This is a genomic window from uncultured Nisaea sp. (assembly GCF_963974195.1).
In the GTDB taxonomy this organism is placed as follows: Bacteria; Pseudomonadota; Alphaproteobacteria; order Thalassobaculales; family Thalassobaculaceae; genus Nisaea.
Genome location: NZ_CAXBDC010000026.1, coordinates 17,647 through 31,655, shown reverse-complemented (window position 1 = coordinate 31,655; position 14,009 = coordinate 17,647). Strand labels below are relative to the sequence as shown.

General features: G+C 59.6%; 12 protein-coding genes. 10 read left to right on the top strand and 2 right to left on the bottom strand.

All coding sequences use genetic code 11. From position 1 onward, the window contains the following. Nucleotides 1–21 precede the first annotated feature (21 nt). The 8 genes from rseP to lpxB all read left to right on the top strand — a co-directional run bounded on the left by rseP (nucleotide 22) and on the right by lpxB (nucleotide 8,532). A complete protein-coding gene (gene rseP, locus AAC126_RS08025) occupies nucleotides 22–1,155 on the top strand; it encodes an RIP metalloprotease RseP (protein ID WP_339851938.1) in 1,134 nt (377 codons plus the stop codon). A 140-nt stretch (nucleotides 1,156–1,295) separates the two neighbouring features. Next, nucleotides 1,296–3,599: an outer membrane protein assembly factor BamA gene (gene bamA, locus AAC126_RS08020; protein ID WP_339851935.1), complete on the top strand. Its 2,304-nt coding sequence runs from the start codon at nucleotides 1,296–1,298 to the stop codon at nucleotides 3,597–3,599. Further along, on the top strand, nucleotides 3,556–4,158 hold the full coding sequence (locus AAC126_RS08015) for an OmpH family outer membrane protein (RefSeq protein ID WP_339851933.1): 603 nt from the start codon (nucleotides 3,556–3,558) through the stop codon (nucleotides 4,156–4,158). The genes bamA and AAC126_RS08015 overlap by 44 nt, the downstream gene beginning before the upstream one ends. A 19-nt stretch (nucleotides 4,159–4,177) precedes the next feature. Continuing rightward, nucleotides 4,178–5,209, top strand: a complete 1,032-nt coding sequence (gene lpxD / locus AAC126_RS08010; protein ID WP_339851930.1) for a UDP-3-O-(3-hydroxymyristoyl)glucosamine N-acyltransferase — start codon at nucleotides 4,178–4,180, stop codon at nucleotides 5,207–5,209. Continuing rightward, on the top strand, nucleotides 5,209–5,685 hold the full coding sequence (gene fabZ / locus AAC126_RS08005) for a 3-hydroxyacyl-ACP dehydratase FabZ (RefSeq protein WP_339851928.1): 477 nt from the start codon (nucleotides 5,209–5,211) through the stop codon (nucleotides 5,683–5,685). Before lpxD ends, fabZ begins: the two co-directional genes overlap by 1 nt. Nucleotides 5,686–5,688: 3 nt before the next feature. Continuing rightward, nucleotides 5,689–6,495: an acyl-ACP--UDP-N-acetylglucosamine O-acyltransferase gene (gene lpxA, locus AAC126_RS08000; RefSeq protein WP_339851926.1), complete on the top strand. Its 807-nt coding sequence runs from the start codon at nucleotides 5,689–5,691 to the stop codon at nucleotides 6,493–6,495. 7 nt (nucleotides 6,496–6,502) lie between these two features. Then, nucleotides 6,503–7,336, top strand: a complete 834-nt coding sequence (gene lpxI, locus AAC126_RS07995) for a UDP-2,3-diacylglucosamine diphosphatase LpxI (RefSeq protein WP_339851924.1) — start codon at nucleotides 6,503–6,505, stop codon at nucleotides 7,334–7,336. Then, complete coding sequence (lpxB, locus tag AAC126_RS07990) at nucleotides 7,333–8,532, top strand: lipid-A-disaccharide synthase (RefSeq protein WP_339851922.1); 1,200 nt, start codon at nucleotides 7,333–7,335, stop codon at nucleotides 8,530–8,532. The genes lpxI and lpxB overlap by 4 nt, the downstream gene beginning before the upstream one ends. A 79-nt stretch (nucleotides 8,533–8,611) precedes the next feature. Here lpxB and AAC126_RS07985 read toward each other — a convergent pair whose 3' ends face one another. After that, nucleotides 8,612–9,913: a citrate synthase gene (locus AAC126_RS07985; RefSeq protein ID WP_339851920.1), complete on the bottom strand. Its 1,302-nt coding sequence runs from the start codon at nucleotides 9,911–9,913 to the stop codon at nucleotides 8,612–8,614. A 97-nt stretch (nucleotides 9,914–10,010) separates the two neighbouring features. Next, nucleotides 10,011–11,405 (bottom strand): glutamate--tRNA ligase, encoded by a 1,395-nt coding sequence (gltX, locus tag AAC126_RS07980; protein WP_339851918.1) that lies wholly within the window; start codon nucleotides 11,403–11,405, stop codon nucleotides 10,011–10,013. 159 nt (nucleotides 11,406–11,564) lie between these two features. On the opposite strand from gltX, the gene AAC126_RS07975 reads away from it, so the two are divergent. Together AAC126_RS07975 and AAC126_RS07970 are read left to right on the top strand one after the other, a co-directional pair. After that, a complete protein-coding gene (locus AAC126_RS07975; RefSeq protein ID WP_339851917.1) occupies nucleotides 11,565–13,607 on the top strand; it encodes a ComEC/Rec2 family competence protein in 2,043 nt (680 codons plus the stop codon). Between the two features lie 84 nt (nucleotides 13,608–13,691). After that, nucleotides 13,692–14,006 (top strand): hypothetical protein, encoded by a 315-nt coding sequence (locus tag AAC126_RS07970; RefSeq protein ID WP_339851916.1) that lies wholly within the window; start codon nucleotides 13,692–13,694, stop codon nucleotides 14,004–14,006. Nucleotides 14,007–14,009 lie beyond the last annotated feature (3 nt).

Sequence of the window (14,009 nt, the reverse complement as noted above, 5' to 3'; positions counted from 1 at the left end):
GTTCTGAGGATCGCCGTCGCCATGGAATTTCTGACTGGTTTCGCTGGAAGCCTGATCCCGTTCTTGCTGATTCTCACGGTTTTGGTTTTTGTCCATGAGTTGGGGCATTACTGGGTCGCCCGGCGCGCCGGTGTCCGGGTCGAGGTGTTCTCTATCGGGTTTGGCCCGGAACTCTTCGGCTGGAATGACAAGAATGATACCCGCTGGAAGGTCTCGGCGATCCCGCTGGGTGGTTACGTGAAGATGTATGGCGACGCGGATCCCGCGAGCGCCACCTCCGAAGGCCTCGAGGAGATGTCGCCGGAACAGAAGGCGGTTTCCTTCCATTACAAGAGCGTTGCGCAACGTATTGCCATCGTTGCCGCCGGCCCGGCCGCGAATTTCATTTTCGCGATTGTCGTTCTGGCTGGGCTTTTCATGGTCGTGGGACAGCGCTATGCGCCGGCGACGATCGATGAGGTCATGCCGGAGAGTGCGGCGGCGGCGGCCGGTCTTGAGGCCGGCGACCGTGTGCTGGAAATAGCCGGCACCGAGGTCACGCGGTTCGGGGATCTGCAGGTTGTCGTGCGTGAAAACCCCGGCACGCCTTTGCCGATGATCGTGCGCCGGGGCGAGTCTGAACTCAATCTGACCATTACGCCGAAAGAGATCGTCACCGAGGACCGGTTCGGTAACACGCTCCGCTTCGGTCAGCTTGGGGTGCGCAGCAACAATGTCGCCATGATCAAGCACGGTCCTCTGGACGCGCTCTGGAGCGCGACCGTGGAGACCTACAACATGACGGCACAGACGCTCCGTGCCGTTGGCCAGATGATCACCGGCTCACGCGGCACGGAAGAACTCGGCGGGCCGATCAAGATCGCCCAGATGTCCGGGGAAGTGGCAAAGCAGGGCTGGGACACGACGTTCTGGTTCATGGCCGTGCTTTCCGTCAATCTCGGCCTGATCAATCTGTTCCCGATTCCGGTGCTCGATGGCGGGCATCTGGTGTTCTATGCGGCGGAAGCGATTCGCGGCCGCCCGCTTAATGAGCGTTTCAGGGAATATGCGTCCGTGGCAGGACTGTCGCTGGTCATCGCACTCATGGTGTTCGTCACCTGGAATGACATTGTCAGCAATTCGTTCATACAGAAAATAGGTGCGATTTTCGGCTGATAGCGGGCATGCCGGATATGAGGCTCCGTAAGTTTTCGAATTATCAACGGAATCACTGGTTTAATGAGTGTTCCAACCAGTCTATAGTCCGCCACCGGACTGACCTTCACAGGGTTTGATAAGTGTTTGCGGAGTTTGATGTGACGGCACGACTGACGCTTGCCCGTTTGTTTGTCGCCGTAGCCGCCCTCGCGGTTGGATTTTTTGGGGCTCCGCATGTGCCGGGCGGCATTTCGCCTGCGTACGCGCAGACCATGCAGGTCGATGAGATCGAAGTGGTCGGAACCCAGCGCGTGGACCCGGAAACGGTACGCTCCTACATGACCGTCAAGGTTGGTGACACTGTTGACGCCGCCACGCTGGACAGGTCCTTGAAAGCGCTGTTTGGCACGGGCCTGTTTGCCGATGTCAATCTTCGCCCCGCGGGTGGCCGCATCACTGTCACGGTCGTCGAGAACCCGGTGATCAACCGGATTGCCTTCGAGGGCAACAAGCGTATCAAGGACGAAGAGCTGGAGCGCGAGGTCGAATTGCAGCCTCGGCGCGTCTTCACCCGGACCCGGGTGCAGCAGGACGTTCAGCGCATTCTTGATGTGTATCGCCTGAGCGGACGTTTCGCCGCGACGGTCGAGCCGAAGGTTATCCAGCTAGAACAGAACCGTGTCGATCTGGTGTTCGAGATCGATGAAGGACCGCTGACCCGGATCCGGTCGATCTCCTTTATCGGCAACAAGGCTTTCAGCGATTCCAAGCTGCGCGATGTGATCCAGACCAAGGAATATGCCTTCTGGCGCATTCTGACGACCACGGACACCTACGATCCCGATCGTCTCAGCTTCGACCGTGAATTGCTCCGGCGGCACTATCTGAGCGAAGGCTATGCGGACTTCAAAGTCCTCAATGCTGTCGCCGAGCTGACGCCGGACCAGAAGGATTTCGTTGTCACCTTCACGATGGAAGAAGGCAACCAGTATACTTTCGGGGATATGGACTTCGATATCCGTCTGAAAAATATCGAACAAGAAGCGCTGCGTCCGCTGGTGGAGATTGTTCCCGGCGAGATCTACAACGCAGACCAGGTTGACGATGCCGTGGACAGGATTGTCGATTATCTCGGCACTCTCGGTTTCGCCTTCGTGGATATCCGCCCGCAACCGCACCAGGATGTCGAAGGCAAGACTGTTGGCATCACCTTCTTTGTCGGCGAGGGGCCCAAGGTCTTCGTTGAGCGGATCGATATCGAAGGCAATGTGCGGACGCTTGACCGGGTTATCCGGCGGGAATTCCAGCTTGCCGAAGGCGATGCCTTCAATACCTCGAAGATGCGGCGCTCCACCCGGCGTGTTCGTAACCTTGGCTTCTTCAAGACCGTGGATGTGCAGAACCGGGAAGGCTCGCAGCCGGACCGGACCGTCATTACCGCCACTGTCGAGGAACAGTCGACCGGGGAAATTTCCTTCGGTGTCGGCTTTTCGACCGTGGACAGTGTGATCGGCGATATCGGGATCCGGGAGCGTAACCTGCTTGGCCGGGGACAGGATCTCCGCCTCAAGTTCTCCGGCTCGGTCAACCGCCAGCAGTTCGATCTCGGCTTCACCGAGCCCTATTTCATGGATCGGGACGTGGCTGCCGGTATTGATCTGTTCAGGATCGTCCGGGATGAAACGGACGAGAGCTCCTTCAAGGAAGAGAGCAGTGGTTTCCGTCTGCGCGCGGGATACGATCTTGGAGAGGATCTCCGGCATTCGGTCAACTACCTGCTGAAGACCACGGAGATCCGGGATGTGGACGATGATGCTTCCCGTTTCGTGCAGGACCAGGAAGGCTCCCAGACCGTTTCCCAGGTTGGTCACACCCTGTCTCTCGATATGCGGGACAACAGGAATGATCCGACCAAAGGCTATTTCATAAGTGTGTCCAACGATGTCGCCGGGCTCGGCGGTACGGTGTCGCATTTCCGGACGACCCTTCGCGGCTCCTATTACATTCCGCTGATTGACGATTATGTCCTTGGCCTGATCGGTGAGGGTGGACACATCGTTGGACTGGGTGAAGATGTCGGAATCGCGGAACGGTTCTTTGTCGGTGGTAACAATTTCCGTGGTTTCGCCCGGAATGGCATAGGTCCGCGGGACAGGGACAGTGATGATGCCCTGGGCGGCAATACATATTATGTCGGCACGGCCGAGGTCGGCTTCCCGCTTGGCCTGCCTGGTGATCTTGGGATCAAAGGGTTCGTGTTTACCGATGTCGGCTCGCTCTACGGGATCGATGAAAGCGGACCGGAAATCATCGACAGCACGAGTTTACGAGCGTCAGTGGGTACGGGTATTTCCTGGGCCACGGCGTTTGGGTTGATCCGCGTCGATGTGGCGCAAGCAATATTGAAGGACGATGCTGATGATACTGAAATCTTTAGGTTCAGTTTCGGAACGCGCTTCTAGAGTCCTTGCAGGGGTTCTTCTTGCCGTTTCGCTGACGACCGCCGTCGCGGTTTCCCCGGCGGATGCGCTCGACAAGATCGAGCCGGTCAGTGTGGCCGTTGTCGATGTGCAGCAGATTATGCGCCAATCCGATGCGGCGAAGGATATCCGCGAGCAGGTCGAGAGCCGCCGGAAGGTCTACGAGAAGGACTTCCAGCAGCGTGAAGCCGATGTGCGTGAAGCCGAAAAGGCTTTGGCGCAACAGCAGGCCATTCTCGCCAATGAAGTCTTCCAGGCGCGTGTCCGTGAGCACCAGCAGAATATCGCGGCCCTGCAGCGGGACGGCCAGGCAATGAAGCGCCAGCTGGACCAGGCCTATGGCCGGGCAAACGGCCAGGTGCGCCAGACGATGATCGAGATCGTCGCTGAAGTTGCCGGCGAAGTTGGTGTCGGGCTGGTCTTGTTCAAGAATCAGATTTTCCTCGGGGATCGTAAAATCGATGTTACCGAAGAGATCATGAAACGCCTGAACAAGAAGCTGCCGAAGGTCAAGGTGACCTTTACTGAAACGCAGAACTAGAAGCGATTGATGCCGCGCGATGCCGGACAAGAGATTCTTCAGAAAATCAGGAACATATTCCGCCGCTGACCTTGCCGAGCGCGTTGGTGGCGAATTGCTGAACTGTCCTGATCCGGAACTGGTAATCGAGGATATCGCCTCCATTGAAGAGGCGACGGCCAGCGACATCTGTTTCGTTGAGAACAGACGCTATGTGGGAGCCCTGAGTTCATCCGCGGCGGCTATCTGTATCCTGCCGCGCAATATTGCCGACCGGGCGCCAGATGGGCTTGCCCTGATCGTCAGCGACCGGCCTCGCCGGGCATTCGCCAAAATCGCGACCCTGTTCTATCCGGAAGACCGCCCGTCGACAGGCATTTCCCCAACTGCGGCAATTGATGACGCGGCAATGTTGGGCAAAGATTGTTCCGTCGGACCGGGCGCGGTGATTTCGGCCGGTGCGAAGCTTGGGGACGGGGTCAGGGTCGAAGCCAACGCCATCGTCGGCGAGAATGTCGAGGTTGGCGCAGGCACCGTTGTCGGTGAAAACGCGTCGCTTTCCCACTGCCTGATCGGGGCGCGTGTGGTGATCTATCCGGGAGCCCGGATCGGGACGCGCGGGTTCGGATTCGAAGTGGATGAAGCCGGTGTCATCAAGATGCCGCAGCTTGGCCGGGCGATCATCGAGGATGATGTGGAAATCGGTGCGAACAGTTGTATCGACCGGGGCAGTGGCCCGGATACGGTGATTGGCCGTGGGACCATGATTGATAATCTGGTTCAGATCGGCCACAACGTTCAGGTTGGCAAAGGCTGTATCATTTGTGGTCAGGCCGGTATTGCCGGAAGCGCGAAAATCGGCAATTACGTGGTTCTCGCGGGGCAGGTCGGTGTGGCCGGCCATATCGAGCTCGGTGACGGCGTGCAGGTTGCAGCACAGTCCGGGGTTACGAGCACGACCGCGCCGGGTGAAAAAATCGGTGGGGCTCCGGCCGTGCCAATAAGAGATTTCCGCCGTCAGGTGGCTGCTATCAAGTCCTTGGGGCGACGCAACAAAGATCTGGAGAACTGATGGGCGCCGCAGATATTGAAGTCGGAACGGCTGTCGAAACCGATATTGACGTAAACCGGGTGATGGAACTGATCCCGCACCGGTATCCGTTTCTCATGGTGGATAAAATCGAGGAAATCGAGCTCGGCGTGAAAGCGGTCGGGGTCAAGAATGTCTCGATCAACGAGAACTTTTTTCAGGGTCATTTCCCGACCCGTCCGGTTTTCCCGGGCGTCCTGATCATCGAATCCATGGCGCAAACCGCCGGTTGTCTTGTCGTGGCCACTCTGGGCAAGGAAGCGGAAGGCAAGCTGGTCTATTTCATGACCATCGACGATGCCCGTTTCCGCAAGCCCGTGGTTCCTGGTGATCAGATCAAGATTCATGTGGAGAAATCCAGGAACCGGGGACCGGTCTGGAAATTCACCGGAGCGGCGAAAGTCGACGGCGTGCTGGTTGCCGAGGCGACATTCTCCGCGATGATCGTGGACAGCTAGGGGATGACATCGCAAGAGCGCAGCATCCATCCGACCGCGATTGTCGATAAAGCCGCAGAGATCGGCTCCGGGGTCGAGATCGGCCCGTATTGCGTCATCGGCCCGAACGTCGTTCTGGGAGACAGCTGCCGTCTGCATGCTCATGTCGTCCTTGATGGCCGGACCAGCATCGGCGCGGAAACAGAGATCTTTCCGTTCTCGTCCATCGGGCAGATTCCCCAGGACCTGAAATATGGCGGGGAGCCGTCCGAACTGGTGATCGGTGCCCGGAATGTGATCCGCGAGCATGTCACCATGAATATCGGCACCGAAGGTGGCGGGATGCTGACCAAGGTGGGAGACGGCTGCCTGTTCATGGCTGCCTCTCACGTGGCGCACGACTGCATCGTTGGTGACAATGTCATACTGGCAAACAATGCGACCCTGGCAGGGCATGTGACTGTTGGTGAGTACGCCATTCTCGGCGGGCTTAGCGCTGCGCGACAATTCGTGCGCATCGGCAAGCACGCCATGATTGGCGGCCTTACCGGTGTCGAGAATGACGTGATCCCGTTTGGAACCGTGATGGGGGACCGGGCACGGCTGTCCGGGCTCAACCTGATCGGCCTGAAGCGCCGGGGGTTCACCCAGGAGCAGATTGCCGAGCTGCGCAAGGCTTACCGGCTGCTGTTCGCGGATGAAGGCACGTTCCAGGAACGTGTGGACTCTGTCGCCCGTGAATTCAGCGATCACGAAGCCGTGGCGGATATCGTTGGTTTCATCCGCGCCACCGGCAGCCGTGGCGCCATCTGCCAGCCTGGCAGGACTTGAGACCATCATGCCGAAGCTGGGAATTCTCGCCGGCGGCGGGGTGCTGCCCCGCCGTATTGCTGAACGTCGGCTGAGCGATGGAGACGGCGTCTTTGTCATCGCCTTCGAAGGGCAAACGGATCAGGCCACTGTTGAGGGGCTGGATCATGCATGGGTGCGGCTTGGTGCGACCAGTGCCACGCTGAAGCACCTGAAAGACGCCCTGGTGGAAGAGGTGGTCATGGCCGGGCCGATGCGCAGGCCGGCTTTTTCGGACATGTCTCTCGATCTGCGGTCAGCCAAGATGCTGGCCAAGGCCGGGCGCAAGGCGTTTGGCGATGACGGTCTGCTTTCCGTTATCATCGAGGAGCTGGAAGGCGATGGATTTAGCGTGGTCGGGATCGATGATGTTCTTGGCGGCTATCTGATGCCCTCGGGGGCAATCACAGACCGTGCTCCGGACGAGACCGCAGAGTTTGATATAGCGCGCGGAAAGGCCGTTCTGGAAGCGCTGAGCCCGGCTGATGTCGGACAGGCTGTCGCTGTTCAGGAGGGCCTGGTCCTGGCTGTGGAAGCCGTCGAGGGAACCGATGCAATGATTGCCCGTACCGCAGGACTGAAACGTGAGAGTGCGGAGGGGCCGGTGCTGGTCAAGATGCGTAAACGCGGGCAGGAGCGTCGTGCTGACCTGCCGACGATCGGACCGGATACAATCCGGGGAGCTGCCGCAGCCGGATTCCGGGGCATTGCCGTAGAGGCTGGCGCGACGCTTCTTGTCGATCGCGAGATTGCCGTGGAAGCCGCGAATGCGGCCGGGCTGTTCCTCGTTGGTATCGACGGCCTCCAGGGAAGCCTGTCGTGAACCAGCCTGCGGCACGGACGCCGCTGGTTTATATCGTCGCCGGTGAAGCGTCAGGCGACGTGCTTGCCGCTGGCCTGATGAAATCCCTTAAAAGGATGACGGGCGGCCAGGTGCGTTTCGCCGGTGTTGGCGGAGACCGGATGGCGGACGAAGGCCTGACCAGCCTGTTTCCGATATCGGAAATGGCGGTGCTGGGGGTTTTCGAGATTCTTCCGCATGCCCCGAAGCTGTTGCGGCGCATCGGCCAGACCGTGGACAATATCCTGGAGCTGCAACCGGATATTTTGCTGACGATCGATTCCAAGGCTTTCAGTCTGCGTGTGCAGAAGCGTCTCTTCAAGCGCCGCGCCGCGGGCCAGAACATTCCATTTCCATTGCTGCATATGGTAGCGCCGACCGTCTGGGCCTGGCGGCCGGGCCGGGCGAAGACCATCTCGAAGTTCCTGGATGAGCTTCTGGTCCTGTTCCCGTTCGAGCCTCCCTATTTCGAGGAGCATGGTCTCAAGACCACGTTCGTCGGCCATCCGGCATCGGTGCAACCGGATGGTGACGGAGCCCGCCTGCGCGCGCGGACACGGATTCTGCCGAAGGTACCGGTTCTTGGTGTGCTGCCGGGCAGCCGCCCGGGTGAAGTGCGCCGGTTGCTCCCGGGGTTTGGCGAGACCGTGAAGCGTCTGGCTCCGCGTTATCCAAACCTGCGTGTCGTGATTCCAACCGTTCCCGGTGTTGCGGAGATGGTGCGGGAAGGGGTGAAATCCTGGCCCTTGCAGCCGGTCATTCTGGAAAATCCCGACGATAAATATGATGCATTCTCTGCCATGAATGCAGCGCTGGCTGCTTCGGGAACGGTCACACTCGAATTGGCGCTTGCTGGCGTTCCGACGGTTGTCGGCTACAAGGTCAACCCGCTCTCGGTTCCGATCGGACGGATGCTTGTCAATATGGAGGCCGTGGTTCTGGCGAACTGGATCCTGAAGCGGCCGGTCCAGCCATTTTTCATGCAGAATAATTGCACGCCCGAGGCACTGACCGTTGCCGTCGCCCGCCTGTTTGACGACAGCAAGGCCCGCGGGGGCAGTATCGCCGCCGGCGAGGCTCTGCGCGAGATTCTCGGAACCGGCGAGATCGCACCGTCGGACCGGGCTGCTCTGGCTGTGGCGAAAGCGGCCGGTATTGCACTTCCCGAACAGCCATAACCATCCCATCGCCCAATCGCCCATAAGAAAACGGCGGCGCTTTCGCGCCGCCGTTTCTTCATCGATTTGACGAGATGTTTTAGCGTTTATCGAGCTCGACAAACGGACGTTCGGTCGGGCCCGTGTAGAGCTGGCGCGGGCGGCCGATCTTTGCCTGCGGATCCTCGATGCTTTCCTTCCACTGCGCGACCCAGCCCGTGGTCCGGGCAACGGCGAACAGAACGGTGAACATGGAGGTCGGGAAGCCCATCGCCTTCAGCACGATGCCGGAATAGAAATCGACATTCGGGAACAGCTTGCGGCTGACGAAATACTCGTCCTCAAGCGCGATCTTCTCGAGTTCCATCGCGAGTTCCAGCAGCGGATCGTCGACACCGAGGATTTCAAGAACCTCGTGGCAGCTTTCCTGCATAACCTTGGCGCGCGGATCGTAGTTCTTGTAGACCCGGTGACCGAAGCCCATCAGGCGGAAGGGATCGTCCTTGTCCTTCGCCTTCTTGATGTACTCGTTGATGTTGTCCTTGTGGCCGATCTCGTTGAGCATCGTCAGCACAGCCTCGTTCGCGCCGCCATGTGCCGGGCCCCAGAGGGAGGCGATACCGGCCGCGATGCAGGCGAACGGATTGGCGCCTGAAGAACCGGCAAGACGGACTGTCGATGTGGATGCGTTCTGCTCGTGATCGGCATGCAGGATGAAGAGGCGATCCATCGCTTTGGCGAGCACCGGGTTCATCTTGTATTCCTCGGCCGGGACCGAGAACATCATGTGCAGGAAGTTTTCAGCGTAGCTCAGATCGTTCTTCGGGTAGTTGAACGGCTGACCGATGGAATATTTATACGCCATCGCGGCGAGCGTCGGCATTTTCGCGATCAGGCGGAAGGATGCCACCATGCGGGCATGGTCGTCATTGATGTCGGTGCTGTCGTGATAGAAGGCCGACAGGGCACCAACAACGCCGCACATGATCGCCATCGGGTGCGCATCGCGACGGAAGCCGCGATAAAAGTTGCTGAGCTGCTCATGCACCATCGTGTGATAGGTGACATCGTGGTCGAACTTGGCCTTCTGTTCCTTGTTTGGCAGGTCGCCGTTCAGAAGCAGATGGGCAACCTCGAGAAAGGTGCATTTTTCGGCTAGGTCTTCGATCCGGTACCCGCGATGGAGCAGAATGCCCTTGTCGCCATCGATGAATGTCAGGGCAGACTCGCAAGAGCCGGTCGAGGTAAAGCCGGGGTCGTAGGTGAAGTGATCGGTCTGGGCATAAAATTTACGGACATCGACCACATTCGGGCCGACCGATGCGTGCAGGACTGGAAGGTCGTAGCTCTTGCCGGTCTGATTATCGGTGAGTGTAAAGCTGCCGGTGTTTGATTTAGTCATCCTGAGCTTCCCTTAGTGCTTGTTGGGCGGCTGCCCCGCATTCCCTTGGATGGGAGTTGAGAGCAACGAGCCGCTTAATCGCGGCGGATATTAGTCTCTATTGTGCAGTGCCGCAAATCGCCTTGAGCCGGGCAAGGGTTTCCGCGCGTTCCAGAACGGCGGCGACCTCGAAAATTCCTGGCGAAACGGTTGATCCTGTGAGCGCCGCGCGCAGCGGCTGGGCCAGCTTCCCGAGTTTGATATCGGCTTTTTCGGCGATGGTGCGGACGGCTTGCTCAATGGCTTCCTCGTTCCAGTCCGGCATCGCTTCAAGTTCGGCGGTGAGGGCGGTGAGGTGGCTAAGAGCTTCTTCCGTCAGTAGATTTTGGGCTTTCTCCGTGAAGTTCAAGGGCACGGATGCGGTATAGAAGGCGGCGTTCTCCGTCAACTCGACGATGGTCTTGGCCCTCTGCTTGAGTCCGTCCATGCCCTTGAGAATCCGTTTTTGCCCGGTTTCGTCGACGTTTCCGAGGCCGGCGATCACAAGATCGGTCAGTCTGGAATCATCGGCTTCACGGATATAATGGCCATTCAGATTTTCCAGTTTGGCAAGATCGAAACGGGACGGAGAGCGGCCGACGGCCTCCAGCGTGAACCATTCGACGGCTTGCGCGGAGGAGATGATCTCGTCATCGCCATGCCCCCAGCCGAGGCGGAGCAGGTAATTTTTCACGGTTTCCGGCAGATAGCCCATTTCCCGGTAGGCATCGACTCCGAGCGCGCCATGGCGCTTTGACAGCTTGGCGCCGTCGGCACCGTGAATCAGCGGGATATGGCCGAATTCCGGAACATCCCACTCCATCGCACGATAAAGAGCGGCCTGGCGGAAGGCGTTGTTCAGGTGGTCGTCGCCGCGCAGCACATGGGTGATGCCCATATCATGGTCGTCGACAACGACTGAGAGCATGTAGGTCGGGGTGCCGTCGCCGCGCAGCAGCACGAAATCGTCAAGCTGCTCGTTTTGTACGGTGACTTCGCCCTGGATGTGGTCGACCAGCGTCGTTTCGCCTTCAAGCGGCGCTTTCAGCCGTACAACCGGATCGACGCCGGCTGGTGCCTCGGACGGATCGCGGTCGCGCCACATGCCGTTGTATCGCATCGGCTTTCCGGCGGCCTTCGCCTCCTCGCGCATGGTCTGGAGCTCTTCGGGCGTGCAGTAGCAGTAATAGGCCCGGCCCTTGGCAACCAGTTCCTTTGCCACTTCCGCGTGCCGGTTAAGCTGGGCCGACTGATAGACCGGCTCCTCGTCGCCGAGCAGGCCAAGCCATGCAAGGCCGTCAAAAATCGCCTGCACGGCTTCCGGGGTGGAGCGTGCCTTGTCGGTGTCCTCAATCCGGACCAGATATTTTCCGCCCGTGTGCCGCGCATAGAGCCAGTTATAGAGCGCGGTCCTTGCGCCACCAATGTGGAGGAAACCGGTTGGCGACGGGGCAAAGCGCGTGACGACGGACATGGAGCTGTTTTCTCGTGATTTGTTGGGCAAAGGGTGAGCCCCCGGCCATCTTGGCCTGTGGGCGCGGGGCTGTGTAGCACATTGGCCGGTGCAGTGCGAGATTGGACCGTGGCGGGGGGCTTGCTGCCCGGGCGGATTTGCGGCTGGTGGGAGGGCGTTTTGGCCGAGAACCGGCCGCGCGCCGGACTCTGGCTGCCTGTTGCGTTTGGCATCGGTATCTTCGGCTATTTCGAGCTGTCTTTCGAGCCGCCACTCTGGGTCGGGCCTGGATTGTTTGTCCTTCTTGCCCTGCTTCTGCTGGTGACCCGGCTCTCCACGGCTTCCGTCTTTTGTCTGATAGCGGTTCTGGCTGTTGTCGCCGGGTTCTCGGCTGCGCAAGTGCGGGCCTGGCAGGTTGCGGCGCCGGTTTTGAAGCGGGAAATGGCGGTTTCTCTCACTGGAATGGTGGAGGAGGTACGCGTCACATCCCGTGGTGAGCGGCTGATCGTGCGGGTGGAGCAGTTTGGCCGTATTGAGCCGGAACAGCGGCCCGGTCGGGTACGGGTGCTGTTGCTGAAGCGGGACAAGGCACCGCCCGCAGGCTCGCGAATCAAGGTTTTCGGGCGTTTCAGACCACCGCCGCCGCCAGTCTCTCCCTATGCATATGATTTCCAGAGGGCGCTTTATTTCGACGGGATAGGCGCCGTCGGCTTTGCCCTTGGCCCGCTGACCGTCGAGACGCGGGGGGAGGTGCCTTGGTCCGGCAGGCTTGCGGCCCTTCGTACAACGCTTTCGGACCGAATCAGGGCGCGGCTTCCGGGGGATACCGGCGCGCTCGCCGCGGCCTTGCTTGTCGGTGACCGGGATTGGATCTCCGAGCGTGCGACAGAGGCCATGCGCGATGTGGGGATCGCGCATTTGCTGGCGATCTCCGGGTTGCATATGGGGCTTGTCGCGGGCTGTGTCTTTTTCTTTATCCGCCTGCTGCTGAGCCTCAATGCAAAGACGGCATTGCTCTGGCCAACAAGAAGAGCGGCGGCAGCGGGAGCGGTACTGTTTGCGACGGCTTATCTGCTGTTGTCGGGGGCTTCGGTGCCGACGCAACGTGCCTATATCATGACATTAGCGGTGCTGATCGGCGTTGTGATTGGCCGGCGGGCTATTTCCATGCGCCTGATCGCGACCGCTGCGGCGAGTATCATGGCGGTGCGCCCCGAATATGTACTGGGCGCAAGTTTTCAGTTGTCGTTCGCAGCAGTCACTTGCCTCGTCGCCGTTTACGAGACCGGTGTCTGGAGCCGGTATCCGGTGCGGGGCCGTCCACTTGCCGGGGTTACCCGGTATGTCGTCCTGCTCGCTCTCAGCTCCCTTGTCGCCTCGACCGCCACACTGCCGCTGGCGCTGTATCATTTTCAGAAAGCCGCGCTTTATGGCGTTGCGGCCAATCTGCTTGCCGTTCCGGCGGCAAGCCTCTGGATCATGCCGTTTGGCGTCGCGGTCTTGCTTCTGATGCCATTCGAGCTGGAGGGGGCTGCATTGGTCGCGATGGGATGGGGCATCGATGGCGTGCTCCGTCTTGCCACCATCGTTCAGAGCTGGCCGCATGCAACGCATACGGTCGTGGCGGCCCCCGGCTGGGTTATCGGTTTTACGGCATGTGCCGGTCTTTGGCTGTGCCTGTTCCGTGGCCGCCTGCGGCTCGGCGCCGCTCCCGTTCTTGCCGTCTGCCTGGCCGTTCTGCTGGTGGGGCCCTGGGCCTCTCCCGACCTGCTGATTGCCGACCGTGCCCGGATGGTCGGTGTCATTTCGGAGGCACAGATCGTCACAACCTCCGGCCGTTCCGGGTTTTCTGTCGGAGTCTGGCGCCGCCGCGCCGGCTTGCCGGATATGCGGGAGGGCGAGCCAAAGCAGTCATCCAGGTTCAATTGCGACAGTCTGGGATGTGCCATCACCGCATCGCGGCTGGGGGCTGTGGCCTGGTCGTCGGACGCGCAGTCACTTTCCGAGGATTGTCAGAGAGCGGACGTTCTGGTGACCCGCATTCGTGTGCCGGACATCTGTCCGGCTCCGCGTTTGATCGTCGGACCGAAGCAGATCAGACCCGGTGGCTCCATCGCGATCTGGCTGGATGAACCGGTGCCCAAAGTGATATATTCAAGAGACATTCAAGGGAACAGGCCCTGGTCCAGCGTGACGAAGCGTTTGCGCTATAAAACAAATTGAATTTTTATGCGAAAAAAGAGATAACTTTAGTCAAAATAATTATCTTTATTGTGCGGGCTGCGTTTTTTGAAAGGTGATGTGCCAGTGTCGGATACTTTGAAAAAGCGGGCTCTGCGCATTCTGGCTGACTCGGTTTCCGATGTTGTCGGCACCAAGAACCTTGCCTATATCGCGATCAAGAAAGCCTCCGACGAAGAAGGAAACGAAGCGCGTCATGAATGGGCGACGTCGGTTTTCGATCAAATCCCGCTGACCAACCGGCGCGAGATCAAGAGTGTCGCGATCAACAAGGCGCAGGAAGAACGGCGCCACGTCCTTTCCGTCCGGGCACGCAACAAGCCGCAGCCAGAAGTGAAGATCGCCGATCTTGGTGTGATCTGGGGCGCGAACGCCGGCTAATTG

Excerpts from the sequence above, each read along its gene's own strand:
- fabZ (WP_339851928.1), top strand. The coding sequence starts at position 5,209 with ATGGGCGCCGCAGATATTGAAGTCGGAACGGCTGTCGAAACCGATATT.
- lpxA (WP_339851926.1), top strand. The coding sequence starts at position 5,689 with ATGACATCGCAAGAGCGCAGCATCCATCCGACCGCGATTGTCGATAAA.
- AAC126_RS07985 (WP_339851920.1), bottom strand. The coding sequence starts at position 9,913 with ATGACTAAATCAAACACCGGCAGCTTTACACTCACCGATAATCAGACC.
- AAC126_RS08015 (WP_339851933.1), top strand. The coding sequence starts at position 3,556 with ATGATACTGAAATCTTTAGGTTCAGTTTCGGAACGCGCTTCTAGAGTC.
- gltX (WP_339851918.1), bottom strand. The coding sequence starts at position 11,405 with ATGTCCGTCGTCACGCGCTTTGCCCCGTCGCCAACCGGTTTCCTCCAC.
- lpxD (WP_339851930.1), top strand. The coding sequence starts at position 4,178 with ATGCCGGACAAGAGATTCTTCAGAAAATCAGGAACATATTCCGCCGCT.
- rseP (WP_339851938.1), top strand. The coding sequence starts at position 22 with ATGGAATTTCTGACTGGTTTCGCTGGAAGCCTGATCCCGTTCTTGCTG.
- lpxI (WP_339851924.1), top strand. The coding sequence starts at position 6,503 with ATGCCGAAGCTGGGAATTCTCGCCGGCGGCGGGGTGCTGCCCCGCCGT.